The sequence below is a fragment of the Streptomyces sp. Inha503 genome, from assembly GCF_047215865.1.
In the GTDB taxonomy this organism is placed as follows: domain Bacteria; phylum Actinomycetota; class Actinomycetes; order Streptomycetales; family Streptomycetaceae; genus Streptomyces; species Streptomyces lycopersici.
In genome coordinates this window covers 4,531,091-4,545,308 of the sequence record NZ_CP178360.1, presented here as the reverse complement: position 1 = coordinate 4,545,308, position 14,218 = coordinate 4,531,091, and the positions used below count along the sequence as shown (strand labels likewise).

At 73.4% G+C, this 14,218-nt stretch carries 11 protein-coding genes; 8 read left to right on the top strand and 3 right to left on the bottom strand.

The features are described 5' to 3' along the window. Positions 1-83 precede the first annotated feature (83 nt). Complete coding sequence (locus ACJX2R_RS19040) at positions 84-740, top strand: TIGR04222 domain-containing membrane protein (RefSeq protein ID WP_413101103.1); 657 nt, start codon at positions 84-86, stop codon at positions 738-740. Between the two features lie 126 nt (positions 741-866). On the opposite strand, the gene ACJX2R_RS19035 is transcribed toward ACJX2R_RS19040, so the two are convergent. Next, positions 867-1,226 carry a cupin gene (locus tag ACJX2R_RS19035; protein WP_210951624.1) on the bottom strand — a complete coding sequence of 120 codons (360 nt, stop codon included), beginning with the start codon at positions 1,224-1,226 and terminating at the stop codon, positions 867-869. Positions 1,227-1,375: 149 nt separating this feature from the next. Here ACJX2R_RS19035 and cutA point away from each other — a divergent pair, with 149 nt between their 5' ends. After that, the gene (gene cutA / locus ACJX2R_RS19030; protein ID WP_020871507.1) at positions 1,376-1,699 is read left to right on the top strand and encodes a divalent-cation tolerance protein CutA; all 324 of its coding nucleotides are present in this window, start codon (positions 1,376-1,378) and stop codon (positions 1,697-1,699) included. Between the two features lie 49 nt (positions 1,700-1,748). Here the strand turns inward: cutA and ACJX2R_RS19025 are convergent, their stop codons facing one another. Further along, positions 1,749-2,447 (bottom strand): vancomycin high temperature exclusion protein, encoded by a 699-nt coding sequence (locus tag ACJX2R_RS19025; protein WP_413101102.1) that lies wholly within the window; start codon positions 2,445-2,447, stop codon positions 1,749-1,751. Positions 2,448-2,953: 506 nt separating this feature from the next. Here ACJX2R_RS19025 and ACJX2R_RS19020 point away from each other — a divergent pair. Continuing rightward, positions 2,954-3,937: an adenosine deaminase gene (locus ACJX2R_RS19020; protein WP_413101101.1), complete on the top strand. Its 984-nt coding sequence runs from the start codon at positions 2,954-2,956 to the stop codon at positions 3,935-3,937. A gap of 16 nt (positions 3,938-3,953) precedes the next feature. On the opposite strand, the gene ACJX2R_RS19015 is transcribed toward ACJX2R_RS19020, so the two are convergent. After that, complete coding sequence (locus tag ACJX2R_RS19015) at positions 3,954-6,329, bottom strand: molybdopterin-dependent oxidoreductase (protein ID WP_413101100.1); 2,376 nt, start codon at positions 6,327-6,329, stop codon at positions 3,954-3,956. Between the two features lie 289 nt (positions 6,330-6,618). Between ACJX2R_RS19015 and ACJX2R_RS19010 the strand changes: the two genes are divergently transcribed. The 5 genes from ACJX2R_RS19010 (at position 6,619) to ACJX2R_RS18990 (ending at position 14,051) form a co-directional block, all read left to right on the top strand. Further along, a complete protein-coding gene (locus tag ACJX2R_RS19010; RefSeq protein WP_413101099.1) occupies positions 6,619-7,434 on the top strand; it encodes a sirohydrochlorin chelatase in 816 nt (271 codons plus the stop codon). Next, the gene (locus tag ACJX2R_RS19005; RefSeq protein ID WP_413101098.1) at positions 7,431-8,852 is read left to right on the top strand and encodes a deoxyguanosinetriphosphate triphosphohydrolase; all 1,422 of its coding nucleotides are present in this window, start codon (positions 7,431-7,433) and stop codon (positions 8,850-8,852) included. The genes ACJX2R_RS19010 and ACJX2R_RS19005 overlap by 4 nt, the downstream gene beginning before the upstream one ends. A 225-nt stretch (positions 8,853-9,077) precedes the next feature. Further along, positions 9,078-10,373, top strand: coding sequence for an NAD(P)/FAD-dependent oxidoreductase (locus tag ACJX2R_RS19000; RefSeq protein WP_262704132.1), 1,296 nt, complete (start codon positions 9,078-9,080; stop codon positions 10,371-10,373). Positions 10,374-10,448: 75 nt separating this feature from the next. Continuing rightward, entirely contained in the window at positions 10,449-12,440 is a 1,992-nt protein-coding gene (dnaG, locus tag ACJX2R_RS18995) for a DNA primase (protein WP_413101097.1), read from the top strand. Positions 12,441-12,800: 360 nt separating this feature from the next. After that, positions 12,801-14,051, top strand: a complete 1,251-nt coding sequence (locus ACJX2R_RS18990; RefSeq protein WP_413101096.1) for an RNA polymerase sigma factor — start codon at positions 12,801-12,803, stop codon at positions 14,049-14,051. Positions 14,052-14,218: the final 167 nt, after the last annotated feature.

Below are 14,218 nucleotides of genomic sequence, written 5' to 3'. Positions count from 1 at the left end.
CAGAAAGACAAAACTGACGTTACTTGAGCAGTTCGGATGGACATGGATGGGCACGGATGGACGGGGGCATTCCGATGTGTGCCATGACGAGACGCCCGGACCTTTATGACATCGCCTATCTGGTGGGCGGGCGGCCGTGGGTGATCCAGACCCTCCTGATAGCGCTCCAGGAGCGGGATGTGATCACCCTCCGGCGCTCCCGGATCCGTGCCACGGCGGGGGAGGGGGCCGAGCACCCGGTAGAGCGCGCGCTTGTCGCGCTGTGCCCGCGCTCGAAGCCGGTGGATCGTGTGATCCCCGCGCTGCTCGACGGACCCGAACTGGCGGATATCCGGCACCGGCTCGCCGCCGACGGGCTGCTCACCCGGCTCCGGGGGCGCCCCACCCGCATGGGCAGGCGCCGCGTGGCGGCGGCCGTGCGGGAGGGGGCGCTCCCCTCGTACGTCTTCTACGGCCCCGTCGTCGTCCCGGAACCGGCCCGGCGCAGGGCCGTCAGCGACGCGATACCCATCCCGACCGGCGACCCGGCCTACTGGGACCGGAACCTCCTCATCGCCTACGACCCCGAGTACCTCGACCAGGAGTCCTTCTACACCGCGCACGGGTGGGGCGACGACCGTGGCGGGAGCCACGGCGGCGACTACGGGGGCCACGGCGGTCACGGCGGTCACGGGGGCGACTACGGCGGCGGCCACCACTCCTGCGGTGGCGGTGGCGGCGGAGGCGGAGGCGGCGACTAAGCCTGCCCGGTGGGTCGCCTGCGGCGTGCTGCTCCCCTCCCCGCCCCTTCCCACAACTGGGGCTCCGCCCCAGACCCCGCCCGCGCCGCAGGCAGCGCGGCGGGCGCGCCCGGGGCCCGGTCGTCGTCAGGCGGTGGCCGCGTCCTCGTAAGGGGTGGGGCACCCATGCGTGGCGGTCACGGCCGTCAGCAGCACCACCGAGTCCTCCAGCGCCCGCAACCCGTGCCGTTCGTGCGGCAACTCCTGCACCTGGCCCGCGATGAGATCCAGCCGGTCACCGCCGCCGGTCAGCCGTACATGCCCGTGCAGCACCTGGAGGCTGGCCGCCGGGGGAGCGTTGTGCTCGTTGAGCTCACAGCCGGAGACCATGGCGATCACGCTCTGCCGCAGCGGGCCGTCGTGCAGGAACAGATGTGCGCTGCGCCCGTGCGGATCGGCCTTGGCCTGGTCCAGATGGTGGCGCGCGAGCGTGGTGAGGTCATCCATGAGTGCCCCTCGATCGGTCCGGTCTGATCGTCGGCGGGTTCCCTCAATCCTCACCGGCTAGCGTGGTGGGCGCCAGTCCGCAGCCGCGCCGTGCAGCCGCGCCGTGCAACCGCCCGTGCGACCACCCCGTGGAGAGAGGTACCGCAGCAGTGGCCGACTACCTGACCGTACTGACCACCACCGACACCCCCGAGAAGGCCGAGGCGCTGGCCCGTGGGGCGATCGAGGCCCGGCTGGCGGCCTGTGCGCAGATCAGCCAGCCCGTGACATCCGTGTACCGGTGGGAGGGGGAGGTCGAGACGGCGGCCGAGTGGCAGGTGCTGTTCAAGACCACCGCCGCGCGCTACGACGAGCTAGAGGCGCATATCCGCGAGGCGCACGACTACGAGACCCCCGAGGTCATCGCGACGCCCATCGTGAACGGCAGCGAGGACTACCTGGCGTGGGTGGTGTCGGAGACGACCATCGGCTGACGGCGATCGAGGGCCGGTGCGCGGGCCCGGAGAGATCCGGGGCCGCATTTCAATGCGAGGCCGCGCCCGAGTCCCGCTCCGCCAGCGCCTCCTCGATCCCCCGCTCCCGTGGCCCCAGGAAGTGCGGATCCGGCTCGAACGCCGCGTCCAGCGCGGCCTTGCCCGCCGCCACGACCTCCCGCGTGCCGCCGAAGTACCAGGTCGCATCGTGCGGCTCGTCGACCGCGACCCCGTACGCGTCGATCTCGGCCGCCCCGCACAGCGCCAGCGCCCGGCGGACATGGAACCCCTGGCTCACCAGCACCGCCTTGCGCACCCCGAAGACCCGCCGGGCCCGGGCGCAGGAGTCCCAGGTGTCGAACCCCGCGAAGTCGCTCACGATCCGCCGGTCCGGGACCCCGCGTTTGACCAGATACGCGCGCATCGCGTCCGGCTCGTCGTAGTCATGGCGGCTGTTGTCGCCCGTGACCAGCAGCGCATGGACCCTGCCGGCCTCGTAGAGCCGTACGGCGGCATCCAGCCGGTGCGCCAGATACGGCGACGGCTCCCCGTTCCACAGCCCCGCCCCGAAGACCACCCCGACCGGGGCCGAGGGCACATCGGCGACCGTATGGATCCGGTCGTCCGTGCTCAGCCGCAGCCAGGTCGCGGGGAGCAGGGCCAGTACGCAGACCAGGACGCCCCCCTGCACCAGCCGCCGCCACCCCCGCCGCGTCCTGGGCAACCGCCCCCGCACCCACCCCAGCATGTGCTCCCCCTCTTCGCCTCGCTGATCAGCTCGCGCTGTGTGACGCCGGAGAGGGGAGCGGCGGTTGCCTCACCCGGCCCAGGTGACGCGCACCACGGCGATCAGCTGCTGACTGGGCACCGGCAGGAAGTACAGCAGTCCCACATCCAGGAAGGCATCATGCACCGATCTCCTCGGCTGCGGTTCGGAGGATGCGGCCGATCTCGCTTGCCGCCGCGCTGTGGCCAGCGTTCGATGTTGACGACGGTTCCCCAATGCGCGGTGAAGGCTCGCAGCGGTCCCACGCTGCTCGTGCGCTGTGCACTGGTTGCCGCGCTCGCCAGATGCTCGTTCAGTTCCGGGAGACGGCTCGGAACGATCTGGGCGACCGCCACCCGGAGCGCGTCCGGGGTCAGCGACGGCATGGGGATCAGAGGCGACGCCGAGCCTATCGCTCCGGGCGGGTCCGCCGTCCGGATAGGGTGACGTCCTCCCCCGTCAGCGAAAACCAGCAGGTGATCCCCGCCATGCCCCCGATCCCCACCGCAGAGCTCCATCTCCATATCGAGGGCACCCTGGAGCCCGATCTGGCCTTCGCGCTCGCCGGGCGCAACGGGGTCGAGCTGCCGTTCGCCACCCAGGAGGAGCTGCGGGCCGCGTACTCCTTCGGCGACCTCCAGGACTTCCTGGACCTCTACTACGCGCTGATGACCGTGCTGCGCACCGAGGACGACTTCGCCGACCTCACCAACGCGTATCTGGCCCGCGCCCGTGCGCAGGGCGTGCGGCATGCGGAGATCTTCTTCGACCCGCAGGCGCACACCGCGCGCGGCGTGGAGATCGACACGGTCATCCGCGGGATCGGCCGCGCACTGGACGCCGCGCCGCGCGCGTACGGCATCACCACGCGCCTGATCATGTGCTTCCTGCGCGACGAGAGCGCCGAGTCGGCCCTGGCGACCTTCGAGGCGGCCCGCCCCCACCTGGACCGGATCGCCGCCGTCGGCCTGGACTCGGCGGAGGTCGGGAACCCGCCGTCGAAGTTCCGCGAGGTGTACGAGCTGGCGCGGCGGGCCGGGCTGAAGTGCGTCGCGCACGCGGGGGAGGAGGGGCCGCCCGCGTATGTGTGGGAGGCGCTGGACGTCCTCGGCGTGGACCGCGTCGACCACGGGGTGCGGAGCCTGGAGGACGAGGCGCTGGTGGCCCGGCTGGTCGCGGACCGTACCCCGCTGACCGTCTGCCCCCTGTCGAACGTCCGGCTGCGCGTCGTGGACCGCCTCGAGGACCATCCGCTGCCCGCGATGCTGGACGCCGGTCTGCTGGTGACGGTCAACTCCGACGACCCCGCCTACTTCGGCGGCTACGTGGGCGACAACTACACCGCCGTACGGGACGCGCTCGGCCTCGACGAGGCCACCCTGCGCACCCTGGCCCGCAACTCCTTCCAGGCCGCCTTCCTGGACGAGGAGACACGGGCGGCGTACCTGAAGGAGGTCGAGAGCTGGAGCTGACGCCGACCGGAGGCGGTCAGCCCTCGGCGGGCTCCAGCCGCACCGCGCACACCTTGAACTCCGGCATCCGCGACACCGGATCCAGCGCCGGGTTCGTCACGGTGTTGGCCCGCCCAGGCCCCGCCCAGTGGAACGGCATGAACACCGTGTCCGGCCGGATGTCCCGGCTGATACGGGCCGAGGCCACGGCGCGGCCGCGCCGGGAGACCACCGCGATCGGCGCGCCCTCGTCCACTCCCAGCCGCTCGGCGAGCAGCGGGTGGAGCTGGACGTAGGGGCCGGGCGCGGCCTCGTTGAGCTCGCCGACGCGCCGGGTCTGGGCGCCGGACTGGTACTGGGCCAGCACCCGGCCCGTCGTCAGCAGCACCGGATACTCCGCGTCCGGCTCCTCGGCCGCCGGGCGATGGCTGACGGGGGCGAAGCGGGCCCGGCCGTCGTCCGTTGCGAAGCGGTCGAGGAAGAGGCGGGGGGTGCCGGGGTGGGGGTGGGGACTCGCGGTTCTGGAGTCGGCCGGGATGGAGTCGGCCGGGCTCACGGAGTCGGCCGGTTCGGAGTCAGCAGGGCTCACGGAGTCGGCCGAGCTCCCGGATTCGGCCGGTGTGGAGTGGGCCGGGCTCACGGAGTCGGCCCCCTCCGGGCCGTCCCGTTCCGCGCTCTCCGGGCAGGGCCAGAACACCCCGTCCTCCTCCGCGATCCGCCGGTACGTGATGCCCGAGTAGTCCGCGGGGCCCCCGGCCGAGGCCCGTCGCAGCTCCTCGAAGACCTCCTCCGCGTCCGTGGGGAATCCCTTCTCCCAGCCCAGCCGGGCCGCGAGCCCGCTCAGTACCCACAGGTCCGTCCGGACGCCCGGTGGCGGGGTGAGGGCCGCCCGGCGGAGCAGGACCCGGCCCTCCAGATTGGTCATGGTCCCGGTCTCCTCGGCCCACTGGGCCACCGGCAGCACCACATCGGCGAGCGCGGCGGTCTCCGAGAGCACGACGTCCGCGACCGCCAGGAAGTCCAGGGACCGCAGCCGGGACTCCACATGGGCCGCGCGCGGGGCGGAGACCAGCGGGTTGGACCCCATCAGCAGCAGCGCCCGGACGTCCCGTCCGAGCGCGTCCAGGAGTTCGTAGGCGCTGCGCCCCGGCCCCGGGAGGTCGTCGGGTTCGACGCCCCACACGGCCGCCACATGGGCGCGCGCGGCCGGGTCGTCCAGCTTGCGGTAGCCGGGCAGCTGATCGGCCTTCTGGCCGTGTTCGCGGCCGCCCTGACCGTTGCCCTGGCCGGTCAGACAGCCGTAGCCGGACAGCGGGCGGCCCGCGCGGCCGGTGGCCAGGCACAGGTTGATCCACGCGCCCACGGTGTCGGTGCCCTTGGACTGCTGCTCGGGCCCCCGGGCCGTCAGCACCATGGAGCTCTCGGCGTCGCAGAACATCGTGACGGCCTTACGGAGCTCGGGAACCGGGACGCCCGTGATCCGCTCCACCAGTTCCGGCCAGTGGGCCATCGCGGCGGCCCGCGCCTCGGGCCAGCCGCTGGTGCGCCGTTCGACGAACTCCTCGTCCACCCGGCCCTCCGCGACCACCAGGTGCAGCAGCCCCAGCGCGAGCGCGAGGTCGGTACCGGGGCGCGGCGCCAGATGCAGATCCGCCTGCTCGGCCGTACGGGTCCGCCGGGGATCGACCACGATCAGCCGCCCGCCCGCCTCCTTCAGCTCGGTCAGATAGCGCAGCGCGGGCGGCATGGTCTCGGCCAGGTTCGAGCCGACGAGGACGACGCATCCGGTGCGGGCCACGTCCGCCAGCGGGAACGGCAGCCCTCGGTCAAGACCGAAGGCCCGCTGATGGGCGGCGGCGGCCGAGGACATGCAGAACCGGCCGTTGTAGTCGATCTGGGAGGTGCCGAGCACCACCCGGGCGAACTTGCCCAGCGCGTACGCCTTCTCGTTCGTCAGCCCGCCGCCGCCGAAGACGCCCACCGCGTCGGGGCCGTACGCCCGGCGGGTGGACTCCAGGCCCTCGGCGATCCGGTCGAGGGCCTCCTCCCAGGTGGCCGGTTCGAGCCGGCCGGTGTCAGGGCGGCGGACCAGCGGCTCGGTCAGACGCACCCGGGAGGAGAGCACGGCGGGCGCTGTGCGGCCCTTACCGCACAGCGCGCCACGGTTGACGGGGAACGCGGTGCGCTCGACGACCTCGACACCGACCGGCCGACCGCCCGGCCCGTCACCCGGCCCGTCAGCAGGCCTGTCACCAGGCTCGCCGCCCGGCCTGTCACCAGGCTCGCCGCCCGGCGGCACCGGGCGCAGCGCCATACCGCACTGGAGCGAACAGTAAGGGCAGTGCGTATCGACGGGGTCGGAGGAGGCGGGGGAGGCGGGGGAGTGCTCCCCGGGAACCGGAACGTGCGCCATGTGAAGGAGCGTGCTACGGCCGTGTTACAGCCCGCGTCACCTCGCATTACGCCTGCGGGAAGCGGACCTCAGCGCGGCGCCGGACGGCCGGTGAAGTCGACGCAATCACTCGTGACGGCCACGCAACGGCGGTGCAATCTGCCGCTGCCAGGCTCTCGCCATGACGCCCCACTCCGCTCCTCCCGGTCCACCTGGCCCTAGTGGCGCTCATAGCCCTCGTAGCACTCATAGCCCTCGTGGCCCTCACGACCCCGACGGCACGGCGGACTTCGACAGTGCCCAGCAGATCATGACCCGGTTCACCGCCCAGCTCACCACCCAGCTCGACCGGCTGGGCCCCCACGGCGTCCCCCGGGGCGGCCGCGATCGCCCGCCGACGCTCGTCGCCGTCGCCCACGGCAGCAGGGACCCCGAGGCGCCGCGCGCCGTGAACGCCCTCCTGGACCGCGTCCGCGCGCTCCGCCCCGGGCTGCCCGTACGCCTCGGCCATATCGAGCTCAACCGGCCGCTGCTGACCGACACACTGGCCGCGCTGCGCGGCGAGGCGGTGCTCGTCCCGCTGCTGCTGAGCCGCGGCCACCACATCAAACGGGACATCCCGGACGCCGTCGCCGCCGCGTCCCACCTGACCGCCCGGATCGCCGCCCCGCTCGGCCCGGACCCGCTGCTCGCCGAGGCCCTGCACGCCCGGCTGGCGGAGGCGGGCCGACGCGCCGCGGTTCCGCACGGGACGGGCAGCGGCGTCGTCCTCGCCGCCGCGGGCTCCCGCGACCCGGACGCGGCCGTCGACACGGCCCGCACCGCCGCCCTGCTCAGCGCCCGGCTCGGCGGGGTGCCCGTGCTGCCCGGCTTCGCCTCCGGCTCCGGTCCCTCCGTGCCCGAGGCCATACGGGAACTGGCCGCGCTCGGCCACGACCGGATCGCGGTCGCCTCCTACTTCACCGCGCCCGGCCGCTTCGCGGCCCAGTGCGCGAGCGCCGCCCCCGGGCTCGCGGCCGCCCCGCTCGGCGCCCATCCGGCGGTGGCGCGTCTCGTACTGCGCCGTTACGAACAGGCGCTGGCCTCTGCGCCCTTGTCACACCCGGCGGCTACCGTCGGTGTATGAGTCCCAACGCACCCCCTGAGCCGGAGCCGGAGCCGGATCCGGCCGTCTCGACTGGCGCCGCCTCAGCCGGTGCCCTCCCGGCCGGTGCCGCATCGACCGGTGTTGTCCCCGAGGCCGGTCCCCGCCGTGTCCCCGGCTATGCCGCGGCGGACCTCGAGCGCTGGGCGCCCGAGCCCGACAAGCGGCCGGGCCGGACCGCCTTCCAGCGGGACCGGGCCCGGGTGCTGCACTCCGCCGCGCTGCGCAGACTGGCCGCGAAGACCCAGGTGGTGCCCGCCGCACCGGCCACCGACCCTGGCCCGGCCGGGCTCGCCCCGGCCTTCGACGCCACGCCCCGCACCCGGCTGACCCACTCCCTGGAGTGCGCCCAGGTGGGCCGTGAGCTGGGGGCCGCCCTCGGCTGCGACCCGGATCTGGTGGAGACGGCCTGCCTCGCCCACGACCTTGGCCATCCGCCGTTCGGGCACAACGGTGAGCGGGTGCTCAACGAGATCGCCGAGCCCTGCGGCGGCTTCGAGGGGAACGCCCAGTCGCTGCGGCTGCTGGCCCGGCTGGAGCCGAAGCGGTTCGTGCCCGACCGGGGCACCGGCGAGCCGGTGAGCGTCGGGCTCAACCTCACCCGCGCCGCGCTGGACGCCGCCACCAAGTACCCGTGGCCGCGCGGCGGCCATCCGCACAGCCCCCGCTCCCCGAAGTTCGGGGTCTATGAGGACGACGTCCCGATCTTCGAGTGGTACCGGCAGGGCGCCCCCGAGGGCCGTACGACCTTCGAGGCCCAGGTCATGGACTGGTCCGACGATGTCGCCTACTCCGTCCACGACGTCGAGGACGGGCTGCACGCGGGCCATCTGAACCCCGCGAGCCTGCTCGCCGAGCCCGAGCGCCACGAGGTCTTCGCCGTCGCCGCCGACCGCTACGCCCCGGGGGCCGAGCCCGACGAGCTGGCCGAGGCGCTCGACCGGCTGTTGGGCCAGGAGTGGTGGCCGCACCGCTACGACGGCTCGTCCGTCGCCCAAGCCCGCCTCAAGGACGCCACCAGCCAGCTCATCGGCCGCTTCTGTCTGGCGGCCGAGGGCGCCACCCGCGCGGCGTACGGCACGGGCCGCTTCACCCGCTACCACGCCGAGCTGGTCGTCCCCCGCGTCACCCGCCTGGAGTGCGCGGTCCTCAAGGCGGTCGCCGACCGGTATGTGATCCAGCGCGCCGACCAGGAGCTGGTCCGGGCCGATCAGCGCGTGGTCATCGCCGAGCTGGGCGAGGCCCTGATCACCCGCGCCCCCGACGGCCTGGACCCCCAGTTCCGCGCGCTCTTCGACGCGGCCGGGGACGACCGGGGCCGGCTGCGGGCCATCGTCGACCAGATCGCCTCCCTGACCGACACCTCGGCCCGGGGACTCCACGCCCGGCTCACCGGTTGAGGCCGGAAGCCGGAAGCCCAAAGCCGGGGGGCCCAAAGGCGGAAGCCGGGAGCCGGGAGCCCGTAGCCCGTAGCCGGAAGCCCGAAGCCACCCGCCGGATACGGCTTCCGTGCACACATACGGCCTACCGGCCCTTCCGGACACACGCGCGGTGCGGGAGGCTCCCCTGGGTAAGGCACTCATAGAGGAACTGCTCGGCACCGCTCGGCAGCGAGGAGGACACAAGTGGTGGACGCACACCAGACATTCGTCATCGTCGGAGGGGGCCTGGCCGGGGCGAAAGCCGCGGAAACCCTTCGAGCGGAGGGATTCACCGGGCGGGTGATCCTCATCGGTGACGAACGCGACCACCCCTATGAACGGCCCCCGCTCTCCAAGGGCTTCCTCACCGGCAGCCAGGAGCGCGACAGCGTCTTCGTCCACGAGCCCGCCTGGTACGCCCAGTCCGATATCGAGCTCCACCTCGGCCTGCCCGCCGTCCACCTGGACCGCACCGCCAAGGCCGTGACCCTGGGCGACGGCACCCGGGTCCACTACGACCGGCTGCTGCTGGCCACCGGCGCCGAGCCGCGCCGCCTCGACATCCCCGGCACCGATCTGGCCGGGGTCCACCATCTGCGCCGGCTCGCCCACGCCGAGCGGCTCAAGGGCGTCCTCACCACCCTCGGCCGGGACAACGGCCAGCTGGTCATCGCGGGCGCGGGCTGGATCGGCCTCGAGGTCGCGGCCGCCGCCCGTGGCTACGGCGCCGAGGTGACCATCGTCGAGCCCGAGCCCACCCCGCTCCACCCCGTCCTCGGCCCCGAGCTGGGCGCCCTCTTCGCCGACCTCCACGGCGAGCACGGCGTCCGCTTCCACTTCGGTGCCCGCCTTACCGAGATCACCGGCCAGGACGGCATGGTGCTGGCCGCCCTCACCGACGACGGCGAGGAGCACCCCGCCCACAGCGTGCTGGCCGCCATCGGCGCCGCCCCGCGCACCGCACTCGCCGAGGCCGCGGGCCTGGAGGTGGTCGGCCGCGCGGCGGGCGGCGGCATCGCGGTCGACGCCTCGCTGCGCACCAGCGACCCGGACATCTTCGCGGCGGGCGACGTGGCCTCCGCGCCGCTCGCGTTCCTCGAGGGCACCCCCGTACGGGCCGCGCTCCCGCCGACCGCCCGGCTGCGCGTCGAGCACTGGGCCAACGCGCTGAACGGCGGCCCGGCGGCGGCCCGCGCCATGCTCGGCCAGGACGTCGCGTACGACCGGGTGCCGTACTTCTTCTCCGACCAGTACGACGTCGGCCTGGAGTACTCCGGCTACGCCCCGCCCGGCAGTTACGACCAGGTGCTGGTGCGCGGCGACGTCGGCAAGCGGCAGTTCATCGCCTTCTGGCTGAACGACGGCCGCCTGCTCGCGGGCATGAACGTCAACGTCTGGGACGTCACCGAATCGATCCAACGGCTCATCCGAGGCGGGCGGCAGCTCGACCCGGCGGCCCTGGCCGACCCGGCCGTCCCGCTGAACTCGCTGCTCCCGTAGCGCCCCGGGCAGGCATTCGCCGGGGTCCGGCAGGCGGCGGACAGCCTTGTCGGGCCCCGGCCGTAGAATTCGGGCGTGGCAGGCAGGATCAACGATGACGACGTGAAGGCGGTACGGGCAGCGGTCCCGATCGACGCCGTCGTATCCGAATACCTCCAGCTGCGGAACGCGGGGGGTGGCAATCTCAAGGGCCTGTGCCCCTTCCATGACGAGAAGAGCCCGTCCTTCCAGGTCAGCCCCAGCAAGGGGCTCTACTACTGCTTCGGCTGCCAGGAGGGCGGCGACACGGTCGACTTCATCATGAAGATCGACCACCTCTCCTTCGCCGAGACCATCGAGCGGCTGGCCTCCCAGTCCGGGATCACCCTGCGCTACGAGGAGGGGGGCTACACCCCCGGCCGCCAGCAGGGCGAGCGCACCCGGCTGGTCGAGGCCCACAAGGTGGCCGCGCAGTTCTACGTGGAGCAGCTGGACCGCCCGGAAGCGGAGATCGGCCGCACCTTCCTGGCCCAGCGCGGCTTCGACCAGGCCGCGGCGCAGCACTTCGGCGTCGGCTACAGCCCGGCCGGCTGGGACCACCTCGTCCGCTTCCTGCGCGGCCGTGGCTTCACCGACAAGGAGCTGATCGTCTCCGGGCTCGCCCAGGAGGGCCGCCGCGGCCCGATCGACCGCTTCCGGGGCCGGCTGATGTGGCCGATCCGGGACATCGCCGGTGAGGTCGTCGGCTTCGGCGCCCGCAAGCTCCGCGAGGACGACAACGGCCCGAAGTACCTCAACACCCCGGAGACCCCGCTCTACCGGAAGTCCCAGGTCCTCTACGGCATCGACCTCGCCAAGAAGGAGATCGCCAAGTCCAGCCGGGCGGTGGTCGTCGAGGGCTACACGGACGTCATGGCCTGCCATCTCGCGGGCGTCACCACCGCCATCGCCACCTGCGGCACCTCCTTCGGCGGCGACCACATCAAGATCCTCCGACGGCTGCTGATGGACAACTCGGGCGCGGAGGTGATCTTCACCTTCGACGGCGACGCGGCCGGGCAGAAGGCGGCCCTGCGCGCCTTCGAGGACGATCAGCGGTTCGCCGCCGAGACCTCGATCGCGATCACGCCCGACGGGATGGACCCGTGCGAACTCCGCCTGGCCCGCGGCGACGAGGCCGTGGCGTCCCTGGTCGACAGCCGCACCCCGCTGTTCGCGTTCGCGCTGAAGTCGATCGTCTCCCGCTACAACCTGGACACCGAGGAGGGCCGTATCGCCGCGGTCGACGAGGCGGTGCCGGTCGTCGCGGCGATCAAGAACCCCGGGCTGCGGGACCGCTATGCGATCCGGCTGATCGGGATGGTCGGCATCGCCACCCAGGCGGAGGAGCAGTCGATCATCCGCCGGGTGCGCGGGCTGGCCCGCAGCAGGCAGAACGGCGGGCCGGGCGGCCCGGAGCACGGGGGCCGCGGCGATCAGCGGGGCGGCGGCCCGGGCGGTGCCCGGTACGGCGGCCGGGGCGACCAGCGCGGCGGGGGCCCAGGCGGGCCCGGAGGGCCTAACGGGGACCCCGGCAACGCGGGCGCGCCGCCGGTTCCGCGCGGTCCCGCCCTCAACCTCCGCAGCCCCGCCCATCGCGTCGAGCGCGAGCTGCTCAAGCTGGCGCTGCAACACCCCCATCTGGTCTCCCCGGCCTTCGACGCCTACGGCATCGACGAGTTCACCGCCCCGCCGTACGCGGCGGTGCGCCGCGCCATCGAGGACGCGGGCGGCGCGGCCGCCGCGGACGACGACTATCTCGCCCGGGTCCGGGAGGCGGCGCCCGACGACACGGTCCGGGCGATGGTCACCGAGCTCGCCGTCGAGCCGCCGCACACCCGCCGGGACCCGGACGAGGTGTACGCGGGCGTGCAGTTGGTGGCCGTCCGGCTGGCCGCGGTGAACCACCGCGTGACCGAGGTGCGGGGCACCCTCCAGCGCCTGGGGCAGCATGCCGACCCCGCCCACCTCGCCGCCGTGCAGAACGAGCTGTGGGTGCTTCAGCAGTACGGCCAGGCCCTCCGGGACCGGGGCGCGGCGGCGCTGTAGGAACGAGCGGGCGCTTGGGGAGAAGGAAGCGGCCGGGGGCGGCGAGGGCCGGTGGATGGGTTCCGGCCAGCGCGTTCGTGCTCCGGCGGACGGGCCGGAGGGGGCGCTGTAGTCGCCGGGTAGTCGTACGGTCACGGGCCGCTGAGCAAAAAGTGCCCGCACGCCCCTCGTGGCGGGCCTGTGTCGTACTCCACACTGGGATGCGGTGCCTGAGTCCTCGGAGCGCGGCGGTCTTGGCCGGGTAGGGCCGGAATCCCCCGCAGAGTCGCTCAAGATGTACGGGACGGACGGCGGCGCGGCCGCCGTGCCGTACCCGATCGTTCTGCCCCCTCAGCAGCGATCACCCTGGAGGTCGCCCCCGTGCAGACCCAGACCCTCACCGACGCGGCCCTCGCGGCGCACCCCCTGTCCCCCCACTCGCCCCGCGCCACAGCGGTAGCGCCGGCCATGCCCGAGGACTCGGCGGACCTCGCCCCGGAAGGCGTACTGGACACCGGCCAGGACGCCGCACCGGACCCCATGGCCGAGCTCGCCCCCGACACCGCCACGGCCCCCGCGCCCGACGGCGCAGCCCCCGAAGCGGAACCCGCAGCGCCCGTAGAGCCCGCCGAGCCCGCAGAGTCCGCCGAACCTGTCGACCCGGTCGAGGCCGTGGAGCCCGTCGAACCGATCGAGCCGCCCGCCCGCGCCGACACCAGCGGCCCCTCCGCCGACCTCTTCCGCCAGTACCTCCGCGAGATCGGGCGGATACCACTGCTCTCCGCGGTCGAGGAGGTCGAGCTGGCCCGCCGGGTCGAGGCGGGCCTCTTCGCCGAGGAGAAGCTCGGCAACGCCCCCGACCTCGACACCCAACTCGCCCTGGATCTGGACCGGTTGGTGGTCCTGGGCCGGATGGCCAAGCGCCGGCTGATCGAGGCCAACCTCCGCCTCGTCGTCTCCGTCGCCAAGCGCTATGTCGGCCGCGGTCTGACCATGCTCGACCTGGTCCAGGAGGGCAACCTCGGCCTGATCCGCGCGGTCGAGAAGTTCGACTACGCCCGCGGCTACAAGTTCTCGACGTACGCCACCTGGTGGATCCGCCAGGCCATGTCCCGCGCCCTGGCCGACCAGGCCCGGACGATCCGGGTCCCGGTGCATGTCGTCGAGCTGATCAACCGGGTGGTCCGGGTCCAGCGCCGGATGCTCCAGGAGCGCGGCTACGAGCCCACCCCCGAGGAGGTCGCCGCCCATCTCGACCTGCTCCCGGAGCGGGTGAGCGAGGTGCTGCGGCTGGCCCAGGAGCCGGTGTCGCTCCACGCGCCGGTGGGCGAGGAGGACGATGTCGCCCTCGGCGACCTCATCGAGGACGGCGACGCGGCCTCACCCGTGGAGTCCGCGGCCTTCCTGCTGCTCCGCGAGCATCTGGAGGCCGTGCTGTCGACGCTCGGCGAGCGTGAACGCAAGGTGGTGCAGCTGCGGTACGGACTGGCCGACGGCCGCCCCCGCACGCTGGAGGAGATCGGCCGGATCTTCGGGGTGACGCGGGAGCGGATCCGCCAGATCGAGTCGAAGACGCTCAACAAGCTTCGCGACCACGCCTTCGCCGATCAGCTGCGGGGCTATCTGGACTAAGCGCTCCGCTGGAAGTGCCGCGATGCGTCGTCGGCCGACCGCGGCGCCGTCGTGGCTGGTCGCGCCCGCGCGGCGGAGTCGCACATCGACACAGCCCCGCGCCCTTTCGGGGCGCTGCCCGAACCGTAGCGGACTTCCTCCGACCTGCTTGGCGCCGACCCTGCCCA

Bases quoted from the DNA above. Each gene is read 5' to 3' on its own strand.
- ACJX2R_RS19040 (WP_413101103.1), top strand. From the start codon at position 84: ATGACGAGACGCCCGGACCTTTATGACATCGCCTATCTGGTGGGCGGG.
- ACJX2R_RS19035 (WP_210951624.1), bottom strand. From the start codon at position 1,226: ATGGATGACCTCACCACGCTCGCGCGCCACCATCTGGACCAGGCCAAG.
- ACJX2R_RS19025 (WP_413101102.1), bottom strand. From the start codon at position 2,447: ATGCTGGGGTGGGTGCGGGGGCGGTTGCCCAGGACGCGGCGGGGGTGG.
- ACJX2R_RS19020 (WP_413101101.1), top strand. From the start codon at position 2,954: ATGCCCCCGATCCCCACCGCAGAGCTCCATCTCCATATCGAGGGCACC.
- ACJX2R_RS19015 (WP_413101100.1), bottom strand. From the start codon at position 6,329: ATGGCGCACGTTCCGGTTCCCGGGGAGCACTCCCCCGCCTCCCCCGCC.
- ACJX2R_RS19010 (WP_413101099.1), top strand. From the start codon at position 6,619: ATGACCCGGTTCACCGCCCAGCTCACCACCCAGCTCGACCGGCTGGGC.
- ACJX2R_RS19005 (WP_413101098.1), top strand. From the start codon at position 7,431: ATGAGTCCCAACGCACCCCCTGAGCCGGAGCCGGAGCCGGATCCGGCC.